Consider the following 23,878-nt stretch of genomic DNA (forward strand, 5'->3'; position numbering starts at 1 on the left):
GGGCAAGCCCGGCCAACATGGGCCTTACAGCGCCATGTCGTTCGCAGGCTTGCTCTCGACCGGCGCGCCTGGGGCAGCGGTGGTCTTGACGCTCTGATCGAGCACCGGCGGCTTCTCAAGTTGCAGGACTTCAGCGGTGTAATCCCACTCTTTCTGGGTGGCAGCGGCCGAGTCGTTCAGCTTGGTACCGTAGCTCGGCACGATTTCCTTGATCTTGGCCTGCCATTCAGGGGTGGCGACCTTCTCCTTGAACACGGTTTCGAGCACGTTGAGCATGATCGGCGCGGCAGTCGAGGCACCTGGCGAGGCGCCCAGCAGGCCGGCGATGGTGCGGTCCTGGGAAGCCACGACCTCGGTGCCCAGCTTCAGCACGCCACCCTTCTCTTCGTCACGCTTGATGATCTGCACGCGCTGACCGGCCTGCCACAGCTTCCAGTCTTCCTTCTTGGCGTTCGGGAAGTAGGTCTGCAGGGCGGCGAAACGGTCGTCGTCGGACTGCATCAGCTGGCCGGCGAGGTACTCGACCAGCGGGTACTGGTCGATGCCGACGCGGGCCATCGGCCAGACGTTGTGGGTGGTGGCGCTGCTCAGCAGGTCCAGGTACGAGCCGTTCTTCAGGAACTTGGTCGAGAAGGTGGCGAATGGCCCGAACAGGATCACGCGCTTGCCGTCCAGCACGCGGGTGTCCAGGTGCGGTACCGACATGGGTGGCGCGCCGGTCGAGGCGATGCCGTAGGCCTTGGCCATGTGCTGCATGGCAACGGTCGGGTTCTCGGTCACCAGGAACGAGCCACCAACCGGGAAGCCTGCGTATTCCTTGGCCTCGGGGATGCCCGACTTCTGCAGCAGCTTCAGCGCGCCGCCGCCGGCACCGATGAACAGGAACTTGGCGTCGGTGGCCGATTCGGTACCGTCCTTCAGGTTCTTGTACTCGACGTGCCAGGAGCCGTCTTCGTTGCGGGTGATGTCCTGCACTTCGGTGGACAGCTTCAGGTCGAAGTTCTTTTTGGTCTGCAGGCTGCCAACGAACTGGCGGGTGATCTCGCCGAAGTTGACGTCAGTGCCGATCGGGGTCCAGGTAACCGCCAGCTTCTGGTTCGGGTCACGGCCTTCCATCATCAGCGGGACCCACTTGGCGATCTGCGCGTGGTCCTCGGAATACTGCATCGGACGGAACAGCGGGCTGGCCTGCAGGGCGTCGTAGCGCTTCTTCAGGAACTTGATGTTGTCATCGCCCCAGACGAAGCTCATGTGCGGAGTGGTGTTGATGAACGAGTGCGGGTTCTTCAGCACGCCCTGGCGTACCTGCCAGGCCCAGAACTGGCGGGAGATCTGGAACGACTCGTTGATCTCGATGGCCTTGGTGATGTTGACCTTGCCGTCTTTGTCTTCCGGGGTGTAGTTCAGCTCGGCCAGCGCGGAGTGGCCGGTACCGGCGTTGTTCCAGCCGTTGGAGCTTTCTTCGGCGACGCCGTCCAGGCGCTCGACCATCTCCATCGACCAGCTTGGCTCCAGCTCGTTGAGCCAGACAGCCAGGGTGGAGCTCATGATGCCGCCGCCAACCAGCAGCACGTCGACTTTCTTGGTGTCGGCAGCGTGCGCTTGCATGAAGCTCGCCGCGACAGCCAGACCCAGCAAGGTCTTGCCAGCTTTCTTGAACATTGATCGATTCCAGTCAGTAGAACGGAGGGTGGGCCTGTGGCTGGCCCAGGTATTCCATGTTCTTCAGCGCAGGCTTGTTGTGATCATTGTTCAGCAGCCAGAGAGACATTGGACGCGCCAGCCTTTGGTCGGATTGACCGACAAGGCTGAAACGATTTACGGATTGTAACCGAATTGCCAGCACAAACAAACGCGGGCCGGGGCGTCAAGACGACAGGTTGCCACGCGACAAGCCACCACGCCCCGGAAAACAAAAACCCCCGGCCACATCCATGGTCGGGGGTCTTGGATCAGGCCGTGAACGGCCGGATCAGGGTAATCCCAAGATTACTGCTGCTGAGGCAGTTTATCGATCGGACCGCAGCCGCCGATGATCTTGGAGATGGAAACCGATGGGTGGAACAGGTAGTCGTACGAGCAGTTCTTAGGCTGGTTGTAGACCTGGCCGGTGCAGCCGGACAGCAGGGCAACGCCCGAAACGACAGCAACAGCGACAGTAGCTTTGATCAGCTTTTTCATAAAAATCCTTTAGTCCATGATCCACCATCAAACGGATGGCGCGCGGATCATACGGAAAAGGGCCGCGCAGTGAAAGCCATTAGTGCAACGCTGGCCCTGGGGTTACATACACTCACAAGTGTCCAGACTAAAACTAAGCCAGTTCAGCCACTGCTTAATCGTTACAGGATCGGTAGTTTGCATCGTCTGCGCCGAGCGGCCTGATCGAAGGCGACCACTTGATGCTTGAACTAGAAGAGGCAATGGAAAGCGCCGAGCTTGAATACGGTATTTTGCGTAGCGATTGGACAAGCCGGCAAGCGATCTCACCGAAATAGGGTTTGCGGCGCTAGTGAATGAAGCTGTTTTTTACAGCGAGGACAAGCAGTTTCCATGGACTGGCAAATGTCGAAATCGTCTCTTCACCGCCGGTTTAAAAAAAAAGCCCGCGCAAGGCGGGCAAAGAAGGGGGGTCGGTTAAATCTGGTGGCTGTAGAACAGCGAGTAGGATTCAATACCGTCGTTGGGCTGCTTGATCCCTGCGTTGGAATAATGAATGGCGCGAAGGCCTACCTTTTGGGTTTCACCAATTTTCAGGCCGGCCCCGAGACGGTCTTCGAAGTTGAACGCCGAGCCGAACTCTTGATCGCCTGCCGCCGTTCCGGAGAATACCGCGACACCAATGCCCGCTTCCACGAACGGTTTAATATGGCCGTTACCGAATTCATAGACAAAGACCGGAGCGAACGAAAGCGAGTGTGCTCCGCCGGAAGCATCACCAGCTTCCCAGTAGGTGTAACCCGCGTCCCAGTAGCCAGTCAGGCGCCCTGTGCTCGACTCGAACCAGCTTTTATCCCAGTTAAAACCCAGGCCTGCACGAGCGGTGATGCCGCCTTGGCTCGTCGCGCCAATGGCACCAGATAACTCCGCAGCGCCAGTTGTCGCGGCAAAAAGGGACAGCATCGCCACAGCGATGAATGTTTTCATGATCACGGTCTTCCATGGTTTGTTTACTTAGCTAGCGATCAGAAGCAAAGTGACATCAAAACGTTCAATACTTTTAAATTTTTTTTGTCGCGTCTGCCGGAATGCTTGTAGACGCGGGTGCTCCTGACCGACTCGTCACTTGATTTGCTGAGTGTCCAGCGCCCACCAAACATGCCGAGATGCCACGGCGCCAGCGGCTGATGACAAGCCTCCAGGGCGCGAAGCTGACGTAGGTCGACTATCGCACTCCTTGCTACCCTTCGGCATTCGAGTCGTTCGACAAGGGTCGGTCCAGGTCATCTCTGGCATGTAGCAGTCCAGGGCCCCGACGAGCGCTGTGCTCTCGTCATCGCGCATGTAGACGAAGCGCGCAGGCAACATGTCGCCTTCGGCAGCCCATCGCCGGGCTCAGCCTTGGATCCGGGGGGGCAAGCGGTTGGGTTTTGCCTGCGATGGATCTGGACGCGCCAGGCCTCGCCGCGCTTTTCGTGGTACGCCTCGGCGGGATGACTTCGAATGCTTGGAGGAATATCACCCTCCCCCAAAATGCACCCGGACGAAAAAAGCCCCGAGGGCTATACAGCGCTCGGGGCCTTCAATATGGCGGAGAGATAGGGATTTGAACCCTAGGTACTGTTGCCAGCACAACGGATTTCGAATCCGTTTTCGGCCCTAAATAAATTCTAGTGATTTACGAAAAATCCAATAAAATCAATGCCTTAAACGAATAGTCACACAACAGCACTCCACATGATTTGGGGGATCCATTCCCCCAAAATTCCCCCAAGATCGAGACATTCCTGATACGTGGGCTGCTTAAACCATCAAAATTCAGACCTGTCTTATTGGACGGAGGCCTGCCAAAAGATAAAACGGTCTCAAGCCAGACAGACTGGCCTTCCCTGCCACGTCGCACCGAAAGGTAGATCCATGAACTCCATACATAGCATCCAGTCCCTGCAGTTGCGTCTGATCGAATCAGCATCGGTGAGCGAAAGCTGTGCCAGCGATCTGCTGATGATTTTACGTAAGCTCAGCACAGCCGAGGCCACCAGTGTTGTCGGCATCATCAGTCTGCTCCACAGTGAGGCAGGGGCGTTGAGAAAGATATCCAAGGACATCACGCAGCGTTACGCAGCTTTGTCGGCCTGCTGAGGTCGACGAACGCTGTGTCAAAACTTCCTGACGCTTTCAGATCAACAGGAACGCCCGCCAGGTACGAAGAAAGGTAACTGCTTGGAAGCGAGGTACATTGCCGGGAGCGCCCCCTCATCTCAAACCCAGTTGTTAGCAATTCGCATAATGGCTTGGTAAGACCAGTCCGCAGCGCTCGAACCACACGCTGCCTGCAATCTCCCGGGCAAAACCGCAGGGTGTCAAGGCGACGTCAGAATGACCACATAATTACCTTGTGAGACCTGTTTACCGCCGGCATCAACCAGCGTGTAACGCAGAGTGGTACGGTCAAGTGCGCCAGCGCTGATCACCTGTACAGCCCCCCCTTCGCTTTCCACGCCCTGGACATCAATGTGGCTGCCAAGAGTCCCTGATGGACACTCATCCAGCCGAACCCCCCAATCCCCCGCAGTCCCACGACAGGAAGGCTCAACGATGCTGCCAGTGAACTGCAGCACTCCCGAACTTATATCGCTTTTTGCGTGCACCTGCGCTACCGCCCCCAAGCAGCTCATTGCGCATACCGCAAAGATCTTGATGTTCATTGCTTCACTCCCCAGTGAACCCACTTGCCCTCAGCCTATCCGATAAGTGGTGACAAGCACCGACCAAGGTGTGAGCCCGCTCACAAAGCGGATAACGAAAAGTGGATGCACATCGAGACCTTTTAAGAAACGTCTCAAAGCCGACAGGACTATCAGCTTCTAGCATGGCTCCTGACTACCCCAGTCAGCCTCACCGGAGCCGTTACTTGCCTACACCGCAGCGCTTCCCCTTGTTTTCGCTCAAGGCCGTCCAGGCGCTACTCGCCTCCCTATGCCTGGCGAGTAGTGCCTGGGCGCAGCTCAAGGTCGAAGGCACCCGCTTGATCTACCTTGGACAGGACAGGGAAGCCAGCATCAACGTTGTCAATCGCAGTGGCGAGGAGACCGTCATGCAGAGCTGGGTCAGCGACCCGCAAGGCGGTGACGATATCCCATTCGCTATTGTCCAGCCTCTGACCTTGTTACCCCCGCAAGGCCACCAAATGTTGCGCGTGCTCTATGCAGGTCAGGGCCTACCCACCGATCGAGAGTCGATGTTTTGGCTGAACATCCTCGAAATCCCGCGCAAGTCCGAGCACGCTGACAGCATGCAATTCGCAATTCGACAACGACTCAAGCTCTTCTATCGCCCTACAGAGCTGCAGGGCTCGACCAGCGATGCAGTGCGAAATCTGCAATGGCATCGGCATTCACAGCGTATCGAAATTAGTAACCGAAGTGCCTTTCACCTCTCGCTGGTGGACCTTGCACTCGAAGGCCCTGGCCTCCATCAGCCCTTAACAGATTACGTGCTGCTCCAACCGGGTGCATCAATCACCCTCGACGCGCGCTCACCCGTGCCTGACGGCAGCCGTGTCGCATTCACCGAAATCGCCGACAGCGGTCTGCTGCAAAACCACAGCGCGCCGCTGCCGTAATGACACAGCCACAGGATTCTCCCATGCCACCGATCAGGAAACACCTGTTGGGTCTACTGCTCATTGCCGCTGCATGTCCCACCACCAGCTACGCGCTGTCATGCAAGCTCGACCCGTCCAAAACAGCCGTTTTTAAAGAAGCACTGGGCACCGCGCTGGCTGTTCCAGCCGACGCGCCGGACGGCACCATCATCTGGGAGTCGGAGGAGCGCGCGTTGCCTGTGATCTGTGCGGATGATTACGAGATGGGGTTAGATGAAATCGTCTATTTCTACATCAACCCTGCGAAGGTGAGTGTCGGCCAGGGAATACGAGTGGGTATTCGCTACAAATCACAAGTGATCACCCAAGCCTCGGGGACTATCAGCACAGGCTACAGCTCGTTTTACGGGTGCAACTGGGCCAACTGCACGGGGTGGGACAAAGCGAGATTCACCCTGAATTTCAGTGTCTTCATCGAAAAATTCGGCAAAACGCCAGCCAACGGACAGGCCAGTACCGCCACCGAGTACCGGGTGTTTCAGCTGGACGGCAGGGGCGGCTTGAACCCCAAGCCTAACAGCAACCTGAACTATGTCATCACCGGCATGAACAACATCCGCTTCGTTCCCTGCTCGCCGGAGCTGACCATCACACCGTCCGTGGTCAACTTCCGCCGCGCCCTGACCAGTTCGGCGCAAGTAGGCCAAGTTGCCAGTTCGGCCAACTTCAGCCTCGACCTGATCAGAAACTGCGACACCCCCTACGCGGTCAACGCCCGCTTCACACCCGTCGCCGGTACGGCAAGTGTCATCGACAAGTTACTAGTACCGACCCAGAACACCTCCGTAGGTATCGCGCTGACGCGCCAGGACAGCAATCAGCCAGTCCCATTCGGAGACTGGTTCAAGCTCAGCGACCTGACGACGCCAGGGTTGATCCGGAACGAATTCCGCGCCGACCTTGTCTGGCGTGCCCCGGCAACCCCTGGAGCGTTCGAAGCCTCGGCCCTTGTCGATCTGTTTTTCAAGTAGCCACGGTTTAAGGATCGTCTGATGTCGTACTGCCACCTCCGTATCTAAAGTCGCTTCATGCGACTGAAAACCTACCTGCAGCAGATCAACCCACTGTTCTCCAACCCGGAAGCCGCTCGCCACCTGCTTCGCTTGTTGGCGCTTGTACTGTCGGCGGGCATTCTCGGTGGTGCCTATAGCTTTCTGCTGCTCAGCTTCAATACCGAAATATCCCAGCGCCGCGGCTACATGAGCAGTGCGATTGCCGAGGCGCACACCTTCTTCACCAACCGTGAAGCGCTGCTAGAAAGCCTGAGCCTCTCGGCGATTACCCGAACGGCACCAGGCGTAACGCACATGACGCAGACACCCAGCGAGGAGGTGCACCTGCTACTGGGCAACAAGCCGGGCCAACAATGGAGCCTGTGGCTGAGTCAACGTATGTGCGACTACCTTCGCGCCAAGCAGGTCAACCTGCTGTACGTCGGCGCTGGCCCTCAGGCCCAGGCGCGCTGGCTGTACAGCACCATTGCGCACGCGCATACCCCGTCCACGGCGCTGCTGGAGCGCTTGCAAACCGAGCAAAGGCGTCTGCCAGCCACGGTCAATGAGCTATGGCTGGCCGACAAAGATGAGCAGCATACGCACCTCTACATTTTCCAGCGCCTGGACCAGCGCGACCCAGAATCCGGTTGGCTGGGCCTGGAGATTGATAGCCGTGAAGTATCCCCGACCCTGGATGACGCGAGTTCGGGCAAGTTCATGATGTACAACGCCGATGGCATGCTGGTCTTCAGCAACAGCTCCGACCAGGCGCTGAGCCAGATGTTGAGAGCCCACCAGGGCAGTGACTTTTTCGGTTTCATCGGCCAGGGGTTGTTACCGGAGTACCTGGTCATCAACAAACCGTTGATGTCGTCAGATTGGCAGCTGGTATATGGGATCGACCTGCTTTCCATTCTCTCGGAGCTCTGGGTACAGCTGCTGGGCGCCCTGCTATTCTGCCTGCTCAGCATCAGCCTGATGCTGTTGCTGATCCGCCGCTTCGAACAACGGTTCATCACCCCGACGGTGCAACGCATACGGGCATTGGTTGAGAGCGAACTGTTCAACCGTGACGTCATTGAGACCGCGCCGGTCGCCCTGTGCGTGCTGCGTCGCAGCGACGGCCAGGTGGTGCTGGAAAATCACTTGGCCCAGCAGTGGCTAGGCGAAGCCCGCGAATCACGCAGCGCAGCGTGGATTGATCAGGCGTTCGCCGTGCCAAATGTTGCGGGTAGCGATTACTTCGAAACCAGTGATGGCCGGCATCTCTACCTCAGCTGTGCGCCAACCCGCTACAAAGGCGAGGACGTCGTTCTCTGCGTCTTCAGCGATATCAGTGCACGCAAGCGGATCGAAGCCGCTCTGGAAGATGCCCGACGCTCGGCCGACAGTGCCAATGAAGCCAAGACCCAATTCCTTGCCACCATGAGTCACGAGATCCGCACGCCCCTGTACGGTGTGCTCGGCACTTTGGAACTGCTGTCACGCACCGCGCTCGATGGGCAACAGCGCGACTACCTACAAGCAATCGAAGGCTCGTCGGCGACACTGCTGCAACTGATCTGCGATGTACTCGACGTATCGAAGATCGAGGCCGGCCAATTGGCTCTGGAGCACAGCGAGTTCTGCGTGCCGGAGCTGGCCATGGAAGTGATCCAGAGTTACAGCGCGGCGGCAAGGAACAAAGGCTTACAGTTGTATGGCTGCCTGGATCCGCACCTACCCGAACGTTTGCTAGGCGACGTCAACCGGATCCGCCAGATACTGAACAATCTTCTAAGCAATGCTGTGAAATTTACCGATTGTGGACGGGTGGTGCTGCGGGCGAGGCTGCTTCATCGCGAGGGCGAGCGTTCGTCCATACTGTGGCAGGTCGCAGACACTGGCAAAGGTATTGCCGAGCAGGATCACGCATCAATTTTCGACCCCTTCTACCAAAGTGGCGGTCACACACAGCTAGTTCCCGGTACAGGTCTGGGACTCGCCATCTGCCAGCGCCTGACGCAATTGATGAATGGCCAGTTGCGCCTTGTCAGCGAATTGGGCCTGGGCAGTAGTTTCAGCCTGACCTTGCCGCTGGAGGTGGTATCCGCGGGTGCCGCCTCGACCCTTGCCCCCTTCAACCTGCTGGCGGAACGCATACAGGTGGTCTCGCCAATCCATGAATTAGCCGAAACCTTCGCAGGTTGGTTGTGCCGCTGGGGCGCACGCGCCCAAATCGGCGTGGCGTCTACCGGCAGCCATGCCCCTGCCGGACTGCTGCTGGAGCTGCATCCCGGCAGTTTCGAGCAGTGGCTGGTGGCAGACTGGGACGGTCCGCGTATCGTGGCAAGTGCATTTGGCGGCTGGGAGGCCCGTAATGATGCCGGCCAATGGCAGGTGAACATAAACGATCTGGGCGCGCTTCATCACGCTATCAGTCAGGCCCAGGGCCTGCATCGCCCCCGCAGCGCCCTCTCGACGAGCACGGACGCGCCGGAACCACTCGGGCTACATGTGCTGGTTGCCGAAGATAATGTCATCAACCAATTGATCTTACGCGATCAGCTCCAAGAGCTGGGCTGCAGTGTGACCTTGACCTGCAATGGCGATGAGGCACTGCAGAGCTGGCAGCGCGAGCCATTCGACTTGGTTCTGACCGACGTCAACATGCCGATCATGAACGGCTATGACCTTGCCCGATCCCTGCGCAAGCAAGGTTGCAGTCTGCCCATCATCGGTGCCACCGCCAACGCACTGCGCGGTGAGGAAGAGCTGTGTCTGGCTGCCGGCATGGACCACTGCTTGATCAAACCTTTCAACCTACAAGCTCTGTTTAACTGCCTGGCCGCGTATAGAGGTAGCCGTTTTGAAGCCCTTTAACATCCTGATCGTCGAAGACCACCCGTTCCAGCATATGTACCTGCAGCACCTGTTCAACGAACTGGGCGCTTTCAAGCTGGAGGCGGCACGTGATGGCCAGGAAGCGCTGGAGCGCCTGCGCCAACAGAATTTCGACTTGGTGTTGACCGACCTATTGATGCCGGGCATGGATGGCGTGCAGTTCATCCAGCACCTAACCGGCCTGCCGCACAAACCAGGCCTAGCGATCATGAGTGCTGCTTCGCGGCGCATGCTCATGGCCGCGAGCCTCGTGGCCAAAAACCTCGGAGTAGACGTTCTCGGGTTGATCTCCAAACCAGTCGAGCCCGCTGCTTTGCGCAGCCTCATCGATCAACTACTGCTGCGACAGCAAGCTACCGTGCAAGCTAAGCCCGCCACCCTTGAGTTCAACCGGCAGACATTAGTTGATGCCCTGAACAAGCACGCGTTTCAGGCGTGGTTCCAGCCCAAGAAATCCTTACACAATGGCCGTATTGTGGCGGCCGAGGCGCTGGTACGCTGGATGCACCCGGAGCAAGGTGTGCTTTTGCCCAGCGCCTTTCTCCCCACCCTCAACGCCTTCGGCCTGGAGGAGCGCCTGTTGTGGGTAATGCTCAAACAGGCCATGGATGCGCAGACGCGTTGGCGCGAGCAAGGTTACGATATCCCAGTTTCAATCAATCTACCGACCCATCTACTGAACAGCCACGACCTCGCCGACCGACTTCTGGAATTCGTCCTGCATCACCAGGGGATGCCCGGTAAGCTGTGCTTCGAACTGATGGAGTGTTCAGTTCCAGAGGACCTTAGCAACTTCTACGCAGGCGCATGCCGCCTGCGAATGAAAGGATTCGGTCTCTCTCAGGATGACTTTGGCAAGGGCTATAGCTCATACATGAGTCTCGTGTCGACACCTTTCACTGAACTCAAGATTGACCGGGCGCTGGTGCAACGCTGCGATGAAAGCGAAAGTTTGTCCTCGGCGCTAGCCAGCATTGTCGCCCTCGGCCGCAAGCTCGGCCTCACGGTGGTCGCCGAAGGCGTCGAGACCCCCCAAGAGCTTGAGTTGCTGCGCAAGGTCGACTGCAATCAGGTACAAGGCTTCCTAATCTCCCATGCCGTATCGGCGGAACAGTTCCAGCGCCTCCTGCGCAGCGACGGCCCTCCCTTGACTTTTTAACCTATAGCGACCCGCTGTGGAGGCCGAGCATCGGAGGTAGTATCCATTTGATATCGACGCCCTCCAGGTCTTGTGGATCCCGTTCTCCATGAAAAAGTACAACGCGTTGTTGGACAACCTAGCCCGCAGCTCATTACGCCTGAACAAAGGCATGACCGCGCTGCTGGGGCTGGCTTTACTATTGATTGCTTTCGGCATCTGGTCACTCCAGCGCCTGGTCGACGAACACAACGACACGGTGAACATTCACTTCGCAAGGTTGATGGAGAACCTCCGCGAGCAGGAGTACTTCCTGAGGACCCTGGTACGGCAAAGCGTCGAAGGTCAGTTGCTTGAACGCCACCGCCCATTGGATGCAACGTTGACGCCGTTGCCCGAAGAAGGACAGGGGATTTTCCAGGGGCAGGCGTTCCCGTTTACCCTGCCGTTCAGCGTCAAGCTCGACTCAGAGCGGGTCAATAGCAGCGAAATGCCGCGCATCTTTAGCCAGGGCGCAAACCTAGCGGCCTTCTACAGTAGCTTCTGGTCTGCTGCCCATTACCGCTCACCCCAGGTGTTCCTGTTTTCGCCGAGCATGCACTACGATATTGCAGTGCCTGCAGCCGGCCGTGGTCGGGGTCAAACAATAAGTGGCAACGAGCCATTCTTGGAGGTGGTCGAGCAAGTGGCCATGCGAATGCCCGAAGAGAGCGCGTGGTCGCAGAATGACGCAGTAATCTGGCGCAGCTACGTCCCCCATCCCGACCATGCGTCCCCAGCGCGGTTACTGGCGTATACAAGTGTTCCCTTGAGCCCGACGCGCGCAGGCGCTGGCAGGTTCCTAATCGCATCGCTGGTCGACCTAGCCCAGATCAACGACTTCGAACGCATCATGGCCTGGACCGTGTATGACCGTTTTACCTTGATCACTCCGTCCGGCAGGACGCTCATTGGCGACGCCTTGTCACTAGCTGACCTACACGAAGGCTTGAATTTCAAGGCCAATGGCCTGGTGTTCCGCCTGTATGAACACGCAGGCGGCGGGTGGAGCGCGGTTTACACCGTGACCTACCAGCATTTCTTCCGCTATGCCTTCTGGTCGCTAGTCAGCCTGGCCGTAATCTTCCTCGTCATATTCGGACTGGGCCGGCTGGCCATCCGCTGGTACCAGTGGCGGGTCATCATTCCTGCGCGCGCCGCACACGCAACCATTACTGAGAGCGAAGCCTTCAGCCGCGTGGTCATAGACACTGCCCCGACTGGACTTTGCGTAGTGCGTAACGCCGACCATACCTTGCTGCTGGAAAACCAGCGCGCCCAAAAATGGAACAGCACCAGTGATCTGATCAAAACGCTTGCACCTCAGCTGGGCACCATATCCAGCGGAGAAGATCACGTGCAAATCGAAGGTCGCCATTTCAAAGTCGGCTTTGTCTCTACTCGTTATCATGGTGAGGACGTCAAGCTGCTGGCCTTCAACGATGTCACACACCACATCGAAGACGCCCAGGCGCTAGAAGATGCCCGCCGCGCCGCCGACGCTGCTAACCAGGCTAAGACTTTGTTCCTGGCGACCATGAGCCATGAAATCCGCACCCCACTATACGGCGTACTGGGTACACTCGAACTGCTCGGACTGACACAACTGGATAGTCGTCAGCAAGGTTACCTGCATACCATTCAGCGCTCCTCGGCAACCTTGTTTCAGTTGATCAGCGACGTGCTTGATGTGTCCAAAATCGAGTCTGGCCAGATGGCCTTGGAGCCCGTGGCATTCTGCCCATTGGACATGCTTGAGGACACCCTGCGCACCTATTGCGCTTTTGCCGAGCGTAAAGGCCTGCTGCTTTATGCATGCACCGATGCCCGTCTGCCTGCCCAAGTAGTGGGCGATCCGATACGCATCCGGCAGATTCTCAACAACCTGCTGAGCAACGCTATCAAGTTCACTGATACTGGTCGGGTAGTGCTACGTACTCGCGTACTGGCGATCGATGCCGCCCAGGTCAGCCTAGAATGGCAGGTGACAGACAGCGGTATCGGTATCTCCGAAGCCCAACAAGCCCGCCTCTTTGAGTTGTTCTACCAAGTCATGGATGCAACCAGCGAAGGTGGAGCTGGCCTAGGCCTGCCTATCTGTGGCTGGCTGGCGGACATGATGGGTGGACAAATCAAGGTGGTGAGCGAACCGGGCCTGGGCAGTAGCTTTTCACTGAAGGTGAGCTTGCCATTGGCACAGGGTGTACTGGGCGACTGCCCGTCGCTGGTGTCCGAGCCGACCCCAGTGTATGTCCGTGCGCCAATACCCGAGTTGGCACAGCATTGCGTCGACTGGCTCCAGCGGCTGGGCATCGCCGCGACCCTGACGATCCCCTCACAGGAGCAGGACAACGTCCAGGCCTTGGTGGTAGACATGCTCGACTGCACGAACAGTGAACCTTGGCAAGGCCAGCGGATCTGCGCCAGTAGCGACGGCCCCGTGCCCGCCGAATTCAAGAACGGCCGCTGGCATGTGAACATGCACGACGTTCGCGCAATCGCCCGAGTCATAGACCAGGTTCGCCGCGGCGATACGGCAGAAAACCATGTGATAGTGCAGCCACAACGTAACGCCCTAAACTTGCATGTGCTCGTGGCAGAGGACAACCCGATCAACCAAGCGATCCTGAAAGAACAGCTTGAAGCACTGGGCTGCAGCGCGGTCGTTGCTGCCAACGGCGAGCAAGCCATGCAGCAGTGGCAACCTGGCCTGTTTGATGTGGTGTTGACCGACGTGAACATGCCCTTGATGAACGGCTACGAACTAGCCAGGACATTGCGTCAACTCGACACACATATATCGATCATCGGTGTTACCGCCAATGCGCTACGCGAAGAAGGCCAACGCTGTCTCGAAATGGGCATGAATGCTTGGATGGTCAAGCCGTTGAGCCTGCATGCACTGCGCACCCACCTAGCACAAGTGTGCCGACCGAACTCGTTGAACGTCAGTGTCAACGTCAGTGACGAGCACAACCCCCTTGGCGCCCCCGCGCCTGCCGACACCGTGCAACTATCTCCGGCAATGCGCACGCTATTCATCAGCACCATGCAGGAGGACATGAATCTCCTGCTCCAAGCCCTGGAGCAGCGCAACAGCCAGCGCCTCATCGAACGCTTGCACAGCATTTCAGGCGCACTGGGCGCAGTTCAAGCCCGAGCCCTTGCCGAACAGTGCTGTGCCTTGGAGAACGCACTGCTCAGCGCCCCGATAGATGCCTCTCTGGTCGAGCGCGTGGACGAGGTCTTGACCAGGTTGACAGCAATCCTCGCCTCACTCGAATAGAATCCACCTTGGCACCGAACACAAATGGAATACCCCTCCCATTCGCACCGGCTAACGGGTCGTTTTTAATGGAAAAACTCAAGGTCATCATCGCTGACGATCATCCCATCGTGCTGCTCGGCGTGCGCGAACTGGTCGAGCGTGACCCGCGTTTCTGCGTGGTCGGTGAAGCGGTTGGCTCGCAAGGGCTTATCGAACTGCTCGAACGCCAGGCGGTGGACGTAGTCATTTCCGACTACAACATGCCGGCCGACTCGCCATACGGTGACGGCCTGAAACTGATCGACTACCTCAAGCGCCACTACCCAGCGTTACGCATCCTGGTACTGACCATGATTTCCAACCCGCTGATTCTGACACGACTGCATGAACTCGGGGTCGAGGGTGTCATCCAAAAGAGCCAGTTGCACACTGAAATAGAAAAAGCTCTTAACGCAATCGCGCGTAATAATACGTATCGCTCACAGGAGCCCACGAGAAACTCGGTCATAGCCTGTACTACCGCGATCGATCAACGGGTGGGGAGCCTGTCCCCGAAAGAATTCGAAATATTGCGTCTGTTCGTCGCCGGGCAAAGTGTGAGTGAAATTGCCCGTAGTCAAAACCGCAGCACCAAGACCATCAGCGCGCAAAAAGTCTCCGCCATGCGTAAACTGGACGTTACCAGCGATCAGGAACTATTAGCCTATTGCCTAGCCAGTAATATTTTTAATTGAACAAGTGGCATCAGGCTATCATTAAGATTCGTCTGATGTCCCCGTAACGCCATGCGACCTATCGTAAGCGTGCATTTTACATGCAGCACTTACTCATAATCGCATGGACATCAACATGAAAAAGTTTTCCTTGGCCGCATTGACCCTGTCGCTGATCACCGCCTCCGCCGGCGCCTTTGCCGCAGAACCTGCAGGCCCGGTCAAAGGTGGTAGCGGCAAGATCTCCTTCACCGGCGTAATCAACAATGACGCTTGTTCGGTCGATGGCGCCAATGCTGACCGCGTAATCGCGGTGGATATGGGCACCGTCTCGATCAAGGACATGGGCACCGCCGAAAACCCGGCATCGGGCCGCGTCACTGGCAAGGACTTCAACCTCAACGTCAACTGCAACGTGGGCACCAAGGTATCCATGGTCTTCGACGCCAACAGCGGCGGTTCGGGCCTGGTAACCGGTAAAAAGGTCCTGGCTCTGACCAAGGGTACCGGTACGGCCGCCAACGTCGGCATCGCCCTGCTCGACCCCGCCGGCAACCTGATCGACCTGAGCTCGGCCGCCACCGCGAAAATCCAGAGCGACGTGCACGGTACCGGCGCACAGGGTGGTGACGCAACTCTGAGCTTCTCCGCAGCCTACGTGACCACCGGCGCCGCCGGCACTGCCACCGCCGGTCGTGGTGATGCCACCCTGCCCTTCATCCTGCAATACGAGTAATCACCTAGCAGGTGTTCCATGCGCGAGGCCGAACAGGCCTCGCCATTTCTTCATACCGCAAGGTGCCCCACCATGTTGCCTCGTTCTATGTATTCCGTCCTCGGATTGCTGGGCATGCTCATCGCCGCCCAGGCAACTGCAAGCATTTCCCTGAGCGCCACTCGCGTCGTGTTCGACGGTGCGCATAAAGAAGCAAACGTCACCGTGCGCAATGGCAACCAGGAAGTCCTGGTCCAATCCTGGGTGGATAGCGGCGAAAGCGAGCTGGCACAAGTGCCGTTCGCCATTACCCCGCCGCTGGCCAGGGTGTTGCCTAAGCAAGAGCAACTCCTTCGCATTCTTTATGAAGGCCAAGGCCTGCCTACCGACCGCGAATCGGTGGTCTGGCTGAACGTCCAGGAAATTCCACAAGCCAGTGGCCAGGCCAACACCCTGCAACTAGCCGTGCGCCAGCGGATCAAGATTTTTTTCCGTCCCGCCAACTTGCCCGGCAATGCCCTCTTGGCGCCGGAACAATTGGTCTGGCAGATAACCCCGAACGGGGATAAAGCACAACTGACAGTTAAAAACCCCAGCCTCTACCATGTATCCATGGCAGATATCGAGGTTAAGTCAGGTAAAAAAATTCTCTTCTCCGCTGACTCGACAATGATTGCGCCCGGCGTTCAGAAAACTTTCACATCCGCACTTACGCCCGCGCAGACTACGATGACACTCACATTCAAGAACATTAACGACTATGGCGCCCAACATAAATATTCGGTGCAACTGAACACTACCCAACCCGCTAACGCCAAACCCGCAGAAACCACTATCGCCTTCTGAAAATCATCGCGCCCTACCTCGTACCGCCGGTTTGCGTGCGGCCTCCCTGTGCCCACTCCGTGCCGGGACATGAAATAGGTTCCTCGTATGTCTCTGTCCATCGCAGCTCGCCCCGTACGCGGCGCCGACGCAGGCGCGCGCGCGTTCAATCGCAGCACACCTCGCCCGACCTGGCAGCGCAACGCCCTGTCACTGGTCATATGCACCGCCCTGCCTGGACTGGCTGCCGCCGACACGCAAATTCAGGGTTTCAACACCACCTTCCTGCAGGGCGCACAATCCGCTGTCGATCTGCAACTACTGTTGTCGGCCAACAGCGTACTGCCGGGCAGCTATCGGGTGGACTTGTACAGCAACGAGGTGCTGGTGGGCCGACGTGACATCGAGTTCAAACGCAATGAGCAGACGGGGCGCGTTGAGCCTTGCCTGACCCTTGAGCTGCTTGAACAACTGGGTATCGACATGGACAAGCTTAAGGCACAAGGGCGCCTGGACACCGAGCAAGGCTGCCATGACCTGCCGACACTCATCGACCAAGCCAGCCTGAGCTACGACTCAAACCGCCTGCGCCTGGCCGCGAGCATCCCGCAAGTTGCGATGAAGCGCGGTCTGCGCGGCTACGTCGACCCGCAACTGTGGGATGCCGGAGTGTCCGCAGCGTTCGTAAACTACCAATTCAACACCAGCCGCAGCGCCAGCGACGACAAGACCCGCACCGCCAACAACCTGAGCCTGCGCAATGGCCTCAACCTGGGCGGATGGCGGCTGCGAAACGAGTCGAACTTCAGCAGCGGCACCGGCCGTCCGGATACGTTCAAAAGCAACCGCAGTTACCTGCAACACGACGTGACCGCACTGAAGGGCCAGTTCAGCGCCGGCGAAATATTCACCGACTCCGACCTGTTCGACAGTGTGCGTTACCGAGGCCTGAAACTGGCCTCGGACGAAGGCATGCGTGCCGATAGTGAACGCGGTTATGCACCAGTGGTACGCGGCGTGGCACAGACCAGCGCCACGGTCGAGATCCGCCAGAACAACTACGTGCTGTATACCACCAGCGTGCCACCCGGGCCGTTCGAAATCAGCGACATCTACCCCAGCGGCTCCAACGGTGACCTCGAAATCACCATCATCGAGGCCGATGGCCGTCGGCGGACCAGCGTGCAGGCGTTCTCCAGCCTGCCTCTGATGGTGCGCAGCGGCCAGGTCAAGTACAGCCTGTCCGCAGGGCGCTACAACAGCAACAGCGAAGGCTTGGCCACACCGCAGATGCTCAGCACTACGCTGGCCTACGGTCTGTCCAACACCTTAACCGGCGTCATCGGCCTGCAAGCCACCGATGACTATAAGGCACTGGCCGTAGGCAGCGGCCTGAACACCCTGCTGGGCGCGTTTTCCCTAGACATCACCCATTCCTCGAGCAAAGCCCAGGGTGAGACCACCCAAGGTAACAGCCTGCGGGCGCTCTACGCCAAGACCTTCACTGGTACCGACACCAACTTCACCCTGGCCGCCTATCGCTACTCCACCGAAGGTTTTCGCAGCATTACCAATCACATCGAGGACATCAGCACAGATGTGCGCAAGCGCAGCGGCAACTCCAAAACCCGCACCGACCTGACCGTCAACCAGAGCCTGGGGCGCAATCGCGAGTTCGGCAGCCTATACCTGACCGCTATCGATCAGCGCTACTGGAACCGAGGCGGCTCGCAAAGCCTTTCGGCCGGCTACAGCAACAACTGGGGAGATGTGACATACAACATCGACGTCAGCCGGACCAAGGACCTGGGCCCCTCCGGTCCATCAAGCGACGACACCCAGTTCAACCTTTCGGTGTCGTTCCCGTTGGGCAATCGAGTGCGAGCACCGCGTGCGTTCGTCACCACAAGCACTCAGAAGGCTAACTCCACCACCCAGGCGGGCATCAATGGCTATCTATCTGAAAACAGCGACACTTTCTACTCGATCCAGGGAGGCCACAGCCGCACCAGCGGTAGCTCCGCCTCGGCCAACCTGAATACTCGCACCTCGGTGGCCGATATCAGCCTGGGCTACAGCCAAGGACGCGGTTACGATTCGCAGAACCTGAACCTCGCCGGTGCGGTGGTGGCCCACCGAGGCGGCATAAACCTCGGCCAGACCGTAAGCGAGACATTCGCCTTGGTAGAAGTCCCCGGGGTGACGGGCGCAAAAGTCAGCAGCTACAGCGGTGTTGAAACCGGGCGCAACGGCTATGCGGTGCTCCCCAATGCACAGCCGTACCGGGTCAACTGGATAAGCCTAGACACCCGCGATCTTGGCGGCGACATCGAGATCGACAACGCGACCCAGCAGCTAGTACCGCGCCGCGGCGCCGTGGTGATTGCCCGCTATACCGGTAAAAGCGGGCGCCGCGTTCAGTTCGAGTTATTCGACAGTGGCGGCCAACGAATGCCGTTTGGTGCTTCGGTGGAGGATGCCGAGGGCAAACAACTGGCAATTGCCGACCCGAGCGGCAAAGCGTTGGTGCTGGTGGAGCAGGATCAGGGCAATCTGATCATAAAGTGGGGCGAGAACCAGTGCACGGCGCCCTACCAGTTGCCGGCGCGCGACAAGGCGGTGAACTATGAACGCCAGCGCCTGGTATGCCAGCCATGATCGCCAAGTCCCTGGCCACCGCGCCGGTCAGCAGTGGAGCGCAACTCTACCCTGACTCACAAAATGCGATTTTTTTTAATTTCGCGGGTGTGTAAAAACGGCTGGGCGATCGGTGGAGGAAGGCAAAAGCTGTAGAGATTTACCCTACCCCCCCTTCTCGCCGTTTTTTGGCCGATTTTCCGCGCTTGATCGCGACAAACTTTGATCGAGGATGGTCGGGCCTCTCGCTCGATTTGCGGGAGAAAGTTGTCAGTATTTACGTGCTGACGAGGCTAGAAATCGCCCGTTTCGCCCTAAATTTCCGGTGATATATGGTCGATTTCTGCCGGGGGTAAGCCGTTTTCCTTCGCCTCTTGGTGCTTGCTCCGCCGAACGATAGCTAGAAGATCACCTGCGGAATGTGCGGCACGGTCGAGACCTATGGGAAGCTCATGAAAGCTGTTGGGGGCCAGGCCTCGAAAGAGCTACAGCGTAAGTTCGGAAAGTTGTTCCAGTGACCTGATTTTCGAATTTGCATCCTCCCTTGGGATGGATCCTGGAAACCGCCACAGCCCGCGTCGGCACTGGCCTCGGCGGGCGATGGCGGGGTTTCCTGTCTCGGCTATGTCTCGGCGTGCAGCGCGGCAAAGCACCCTAAGCCAAAGTCGGGGCGAAAGCGGAAAGAGCCGCCAACCCTGATGAGCGCGGCATGAATGAGGAATGGAGTCCCCGCAGGAAGCCCTATACCAGGGGATCGTCTCATTGAGCGGGGCCGGGCATAGCCATTATTGCCTGATGGCACTCCGCACCCACTCCTTGGCCTAGCGAGAAGTCAAGTCAATTCGAAAGCAGCCGGCCCCGAATTACCAATATCGAACCATAGCGGTCTTTGAAAGGTGCGGCTGCAAGGACGCCGAACAGACGCCCCTTTGGATCACATCGCATTTGAGGACGTGATGTATGTCCTTTGGCTCGTCATTCAGTGAACCCTGCCACCATCACAGGCGCAAGGCTTTGCAGCAGTAGCGGGTCGCCTCGCAGATCTTGTTGGAAACCGGGAGGCTCACTCGCGGCACTCAAAGTGCGACGGGGCAGCTGGAGACTGCACCGTAATGCGATCCGCCAGGTCGCTCACTACCAAAGGCGCCCAGCTCCCACGTCCTTACCTGGCACCAGTGAACGCACTGACGAGTTGCATCAAGGCGATCGTCCGGAGGAATCCCCCTCCTCCTTCTCGAAGCGGAAATCCAGCGCGACGCAGCCTACGCCTACGGTAATGGGCCCGATTTAGCTGGTCATCCCCTCCTAGCTTCACTGAGTGAATCGTTGGAAGGATGTGGATGTAGTAACCGCCATCCCCATTAAACGGGCCTTGTAGGCCTAAATGTCAGTGGAGACGAAACAGTGACCATTTAGGCCACCAAAAGGCCATCTGTGTAAAGGTTATGGAGATGGCTATCTGCCACTGGTATACTGTTAAGTATATACGTCTAAATTTTTTCCGGGTTGCGTAGTAATGGAAGTGAAAGATCCAAGTGAATGGATGTACGACCGAGCAGATCACCGTCGGAAGCACTGCTGGAATCAGCCGTATGCAGACTTCGCGCCACGGCATTGGGGGCAGGTAGGGAAATGCTCCAATCAAATCACGGATGCTATTGCTACGGAGTTGCTTCAAGGTGCAATGCGAGACCAGCTCTACGTTGAGGACTCGCTCACTGAAGGGGATGACGAGACCTTTTATCCAGAAGAGGTTTATGCCGTCTATGATGGAGCTATATATGTAGCTGTGCCCACCCGAGCAGGCATCAGCTACCACGGATACCCTTACAAGGGGACGCTAAATAAGCGCCTTGTAAAGAAGCTGCAGGCGAAGGCTGAAGAAGCTGACTGCGCTGCGAAATTTAAAAAATGGGTGAAGGAGTACATTAAGTGATGGACATCTCTACCAATTTTTCCTTTGAGCTGAGCTTTGATAAAGTTCGCAATCAAGCGGAAAACCTTGCACGGGGTGACCTTCTTCTTCATATCAATGGTGATCTGATCTGGTGTCAGCAAGAAGAAGAAGCCGATCCAGCTCGTGGCAATGAAATTAAAAGCGTCGTGAATTGGACCTGGGTAGATCTTCTCGCATACCTGGCCAAGAACTGGTCTTACTTATTGTTTGAAGAACTTTACCCATTAGACCTACATCCTGAGACACCGCTTGAGCTGCGGCGTATTGCTGAGGCGCGCTGGCGCGATGCCTCTCTTGATGAAGACCAAATATTTGACGAAGACGATGAAGTTTGTGCTTTCGAGAAGCGGCATAACCTTTCTTCTGGACTGAAAGGTCTTTACCTTCCATCTGTATATATTGTGAGAGAAGGTCATCTGGCATGGGTTTGCGTGAAGGACGACCATGGCAATGAGACACCATGTAAGCATCGCTTCAAATTTGAGATGATTAAGGAGGAGCTTCTTCGAGTCGGGAACCAAATCGCTTATCATCTTGCAAACTCCACGCACCCAAGCGCTATCAAAGCAGTGAATTCTTGGCAACAAGCATTGGAGAGCACTTCTAGAAAGCTAATCTCCATTCGTAGCGGGCTTAGTAATGCCGAACTCAAAGCGATTGAACAGTTCGCTGCAAATGACAACGACTTCTGGGAAGTGGCAGGTCATGACGATAGTGAGATTCTCGCCGCGGCTCGCCTAAGCCCTGGCAGCATGGGTGTTTCTGATAAAAAATATATTCTCCAGCGCGTCAAGGCTGTTCCATTTAGGTCTACACCTATTCTCGATAAGCTTTCTGATGAATGCTTGGCGACTATTCCTGCTTATCATGGTGAGCGTCCGTTTATTGGTGGATACGCTGCTGCGCTATGGCTCAGGGAAAAATTGGGTATCAAACAAAATGAAACTTTTGATCCCAAATACTGGCTTGAGACTTGGGGTGTAAGCCTTGACTATATCGAGACCGATGAAGAGTTGGAGGCTTTGGCATTCTGGGGGCGCAAGCATGGACCAGCAATTCTGATCAACAAGAATGGCGTCATCAACTCGAAGACCTCGGGCAATCGTACTACACTTGCTCACGAAATCTGCCATTTGCTATTGGATCGAAAAGGCTCGCTTCCTTTTGCCGATGCCATAGGCGGTAATACGCCTGAGTGGGTGGAAAAAAGAGCCAGGGCGTTTGCCGCTGAATTGCTATTGCCGCGCGACCTAATAAATGCCTACTTGTTGACACACTTAATGCTTACTGATATTTCTTCTCAACTGGATGCAGTTGATACTGCCATTGAAAATGCTTCATCTCACTTTGATGTTAGTACGAGCTTGATTATCCATCAGCTGTATAACTATAGAAGCGCGGAATTCAGCACAGAAGTTCGTAAAAAAATTAAAGGCCTACATGTTCACTATGCGCGTGAGACGCGCTTGGCTTGATTTACTAATTTCTGATTCGTAGTGTCACAGAGAAGGCCTAAAGCTCTATGAGCTTGGGGCCTTTTTTGTTGTCATTCACGAGCATCAAATGACGCAGCACCATATTCCATGGTACCGGCCAAAGGGCCGGCGTTTACAGCACGCTCATCAGGCTGACGCGGTGCCACGGCAGGCCCAGTATCAACGCCTGGAGTTATTATACTGTCGAATTCTACCTCACAGCCATGATCAAGCTGCTGGGCTCGAGGCGTCAATCAGGGAAAGGATCCGCCGCGGAGTGTCGTGGCCGCCCAAGAGATTCAAATCGGACAGCCGACACTACTAGCAGAAAGAGGATGTGCGCACGTTTCTGCCCGAACTTCGAGAAGGGGAACACCAGAAAAAGCGAAAAGATCCACCATCGCTTCGGGTAGCTCAGGGCTTCTCGCTTTTAGAGCTCCAAGTAGAGCGCAATAGGATGCACGATAATTTGATTTACGGGAGGGCGATGAAAATGTGCCTCCAGCCCCTGCAGCGCCATCGTCGTATGACGAATCATTTCACTCATTGGACCTCCGCCAAAAATCGGGAAATCATCAGCCCCTTTCGCATTCTCGTCATACGCTCGGCACTGAGTAACCATACCGAGGAGAACCAACTCCACTTCAGCCATACGAGAATAAGTTTTAAAAACAAAATCTTCAGAATCCTTCAAGCAGTCCCGCTTGAGATCAGCATTTACTCGGCAATCCCGCATATCCATAGAAAGATCTAAACGTCTCTTGAAACCATGCTCAAGCACCGCCGCAATATTCTTATACTGAAGACGATCATTGGACGCCTTATCTTTCGGAATCTGAGATTTAGAAAACCTTTCAAGCTCCGACTTTAGTTGGGCCAGCCTTACTTTTTTGCTCGAATTATCTGCCAGGTTTTCGATCTCATTGAGCAAAGCTTCACGAAAATCATTGACGGCAACTATCGAGATCGCTTCTTGCATGTCAACCAAGGCTTCCAGATTATTCAAAATCTCTATCGCATCAAGGAAAGTCGCCTTCGCTTTGAGTCGGATAAACCTCCGTCCATCCGAAACGTTTGATACCTCGGCGAATAAACTATCCGAGGTGAGAGATATTATCTTGCCACTCTCCTGCAGTCTATCTTCAAAAATGGTATAAGCATAATCGTGCAGAAACTTTTTCTCCACATTACCGGATGTAGTTTCTATAATACTAGCCAATTTCTGGCCACTGCTAAACTTACCAGCCTGTGCCTCTTGCTCAGAATCTCTTGAAGAGTGCTCTTTAACCACGAAGTCAGTTACACCCTCCATTAATTGAGAAGACAGCGAGTACATCTTATTTTCATCTAGGTACACGAAGCTTTTCACGCTCTGCCTTCCTTCTCATAAAATTCTCATAGTGCCT

Annotated in this window: 17 protein-coding genes; 12 read left to right on the forward strand and 5 right to left on the reverse strand. The window is 56.6% G+C overall.

Going from position 1 to position 23,878, the window contains the following annotated elements:
* Positions 1-24: 24 nt before the first annotated feature.
* The 3 genes from mqo to BMY03_RS01440 form a co-directional block, all read right to left on the reverse strand.
* A complete protein-coding gene (gene mqo / locus BMY03_RS01430) occupies positions 25-1,662 on the reverse strand; it encodes a malate dehydrogenase (quinone) (protein ID WP_094010061.1) in 1,638 nt (545 codons plus the stop codon).
* A 327-nt stretch (positions 1,663-1,989) separates the two neighbouring features.
* Positions 1,990-2,181, reverse strand: coding sequence for a DUF4223 family protein (locus tag BMY03_RS01435; RefSeq protein ID WP_023630554.1), 192 nt, complete (start codon positions 2,179-2,181; stop codon positions 1,990-1,992).
* A 456-nt stretch (positions 2,182-2,637) separates the two neighbouring features.
* Positions 2,638-3,147, reverse strand: coding sequence for an acyloxyacyl hydrolase (locus BMY03_RS01440; protein WP_094010062.1), 510 nt, complete (start codon positions 3,145-3,147; stop codon positions 2,638-2,640).
* 930 nt (positions 3,148-4,077) lie between these two features.
* Here BMY03_RS01440 and BMY03_RS01445 point away from each other — a divergent pair.
* On the forward strand, positions 4,078-4,302 hold the full coding sequence (locus BMY03_RS01445; RefSeq protein WP_094010063.1) for a hypothetical protein: 225 nt from the start codon (positions 4,078-4,080) through the stop codon (positions 4,300-4,302).
* Positions 4,303-4,523: 221 nt separating this feature from the next.
* On the opposite strand, the gene BMY03_RS26025 is transcribed toward BMY03_RS01445, so the two are convergent.
* Positions 4,524-4,868, reverse strand: a complete 345-nt coding sequence (locus BMY03_RS26025; RefSeq protein WP_143067509.1) for a hypothetical protein — start codon at positions 4,866-4,868, stop codon at positions 4,524-4,526.
* A gap of 206 nt (positions 4,869-5,074) precedes the next feature.
* Here BMY03_RS26025 and BMY03_RS01450 point away from each other — a divergent pair, with 206 nt between their 5' ends.
* The 11 genes from BMY03_RS01450 (at position 5,075) to BMY03_RS01500 (ending at position 22,472) form a co-directional block, all read left to right on the forward strand.
* The gene (locus BMY03_RS01450) at positions 5,075-5,785 is read left to right on the forward strand and encodes a fimbrial biogenesis chaperone (RefSeq protein WP_232888272.1); all 711 of its coding nucleotides are present in this window, start codon (positions 5,075-5,077) and stop codon (positions 5,783-5,785) included.
* 23 nt (positions 5,786-5,808) lie between these two features.
* Positions 5,809-6,798 (forward strand): fimbrial protein, encoded by a 990-nt coding sequence (locus BMY03_RS01455; RefSeq protein ID WP_094010065.1) that lies wholly within the window; start codon positions 5,809-5,811, stop codon positions 6,796-6,798.
* 57 nt (positions 6,799-6,855) lie between these two features.
* Entirely contained in the window at positions 6,856-9,684 is a 2,829-nt protein-coding gene (locus BMY03_RS01460) for an ATP-binding protein (protein WP_094010066.1), read from the forward strand.
* Positions 9,671-10,864: a response regulator cyclic di-GMP phosphodiesterase PvrR gene (pvrR, locus tag BMY03_RS01465; protein WP_094010067.1), complete on the forward strand. Its 1,194-nt coding sequence runs from the start codon at positions 9,671-9,673 to the stop codon at positions 10,862-10,864. Before BMY03_RS01460 ends, pvrR begins: the two co-directional genes overlap by 14 nt.
* Positions 10,865-10,952: 88 nt before the next feature.
* Positions 10,953-14,168, forward strand: coding sequence for a hybrid sensor histidine kinase/response regulator (locus tag BMY03_RS01470; RefSeq protein WP_094010068.1), 3,216 nt, complete (start codon positions 10,953-10,955; stop codon positions 14,166-14,168).
* 68 nt (positions 14,169-14,236) lie between these two features.
* On the forward strand, positions 14,237-14,884 hold the full coding sequence (locus BMY03_RS01475; protein WP_094010069.1) for a response regulator: 648 nt from the start codon (positions 14,237-14,239) through the stop codon (positions 14,882-14,884).
* A gap of 115 nt (positions 14,885-14,999) precedes the next feature.
* Positions 15,000-15,599 carry a fimbrial protein gene (locus BMY03_RS01480; RefSeq protein ID WP_094010070.1) on the forward strand — a complete coding sequence of 200 codons (600 nt, stop codon included), beginning with the start codon at positions 15,000-15,002 and terminating at the stop codon, positions 15,597-15,599.
* A 72-nt stretch (positions 15,600-15,671) separates the two neighbouring features.
* Positions 15,672-16,424 (forward strand): fimbrial biogenesis chaperone, encoded by a 753-nt coding sequence (locus BMY03_RS01485; RefSeq protein ID WP_094010071.1) that lies wholly within the window; start codon positions 15,672-15,674, stop codon positions 16,422-16,424.
* An 87-nt stretch (positions 16,425-16,511) separates the two neighbouring features.
* A complete protein-coding gene (locus tag BMY03_RS01490) occupies positions 16,512-19,061 on the forward strand; it encodes a fimbria/pilus outer membrane usher protein (protein WP_094010072.1) in 2,550 nt (849 codons plus the stop codon).
* 1,495 nt (positions 19,062-20,556) lie between these two features.
* Positions 20,557-20,976, forward strand: coding sequence for a hypothetical protein (locus BMY03_RS26030; RefSeq protein ID WP_143067510.1), 420 nt, complete (start codon positions 20,557-20,559; stop codon positions 20,974-20,976).
* Positions 20,976-22,472, forward strand: a complete 1,497-nt coding sequence (locus BMY03_RS01500) for an ImmA/IrrE family metallo-endopeptidase (RefSeq protein ID WP_094010074.1) — start codon at positions 20,976-20,978, stop codon at positions 22,470-22,472. The genes BMY03_RS26030 and BMY03_RS01500 overlap by 1 nt, the downstream gene beginning before the upstream one ends.
* A 430-nt stretch (positions 22,473-22,902) precedes the next feature.
* Here the strand turns inward: BMY03_RS01500 and BMY03_RS26275 are convergent, their stop codons facing one another.
* On the reverse strand, positions 22,903-23,841 hold the full coding sequence (locus BMY03_RS26275; protein ID WP_160291287.1) for a DUF6414 family protein: 939 nt from the start codon (positions 23,839-23,841) through the stop codon (positions 22,903-22,905).
* Between the last annotated feature and the right edge of the window lie 37 nt (positions 23,842-23,878).

The organism is Pseudomonas soli, assembly GCF_900110655.1.
Classification (GTDB): domain Bacteria; phylum Pseudomonadota; class Gammaproteobacteria; order Pseudomonadales; family Pseudomonadaceae; genus Aquipseudomonas; species Aquipseudomonas soli.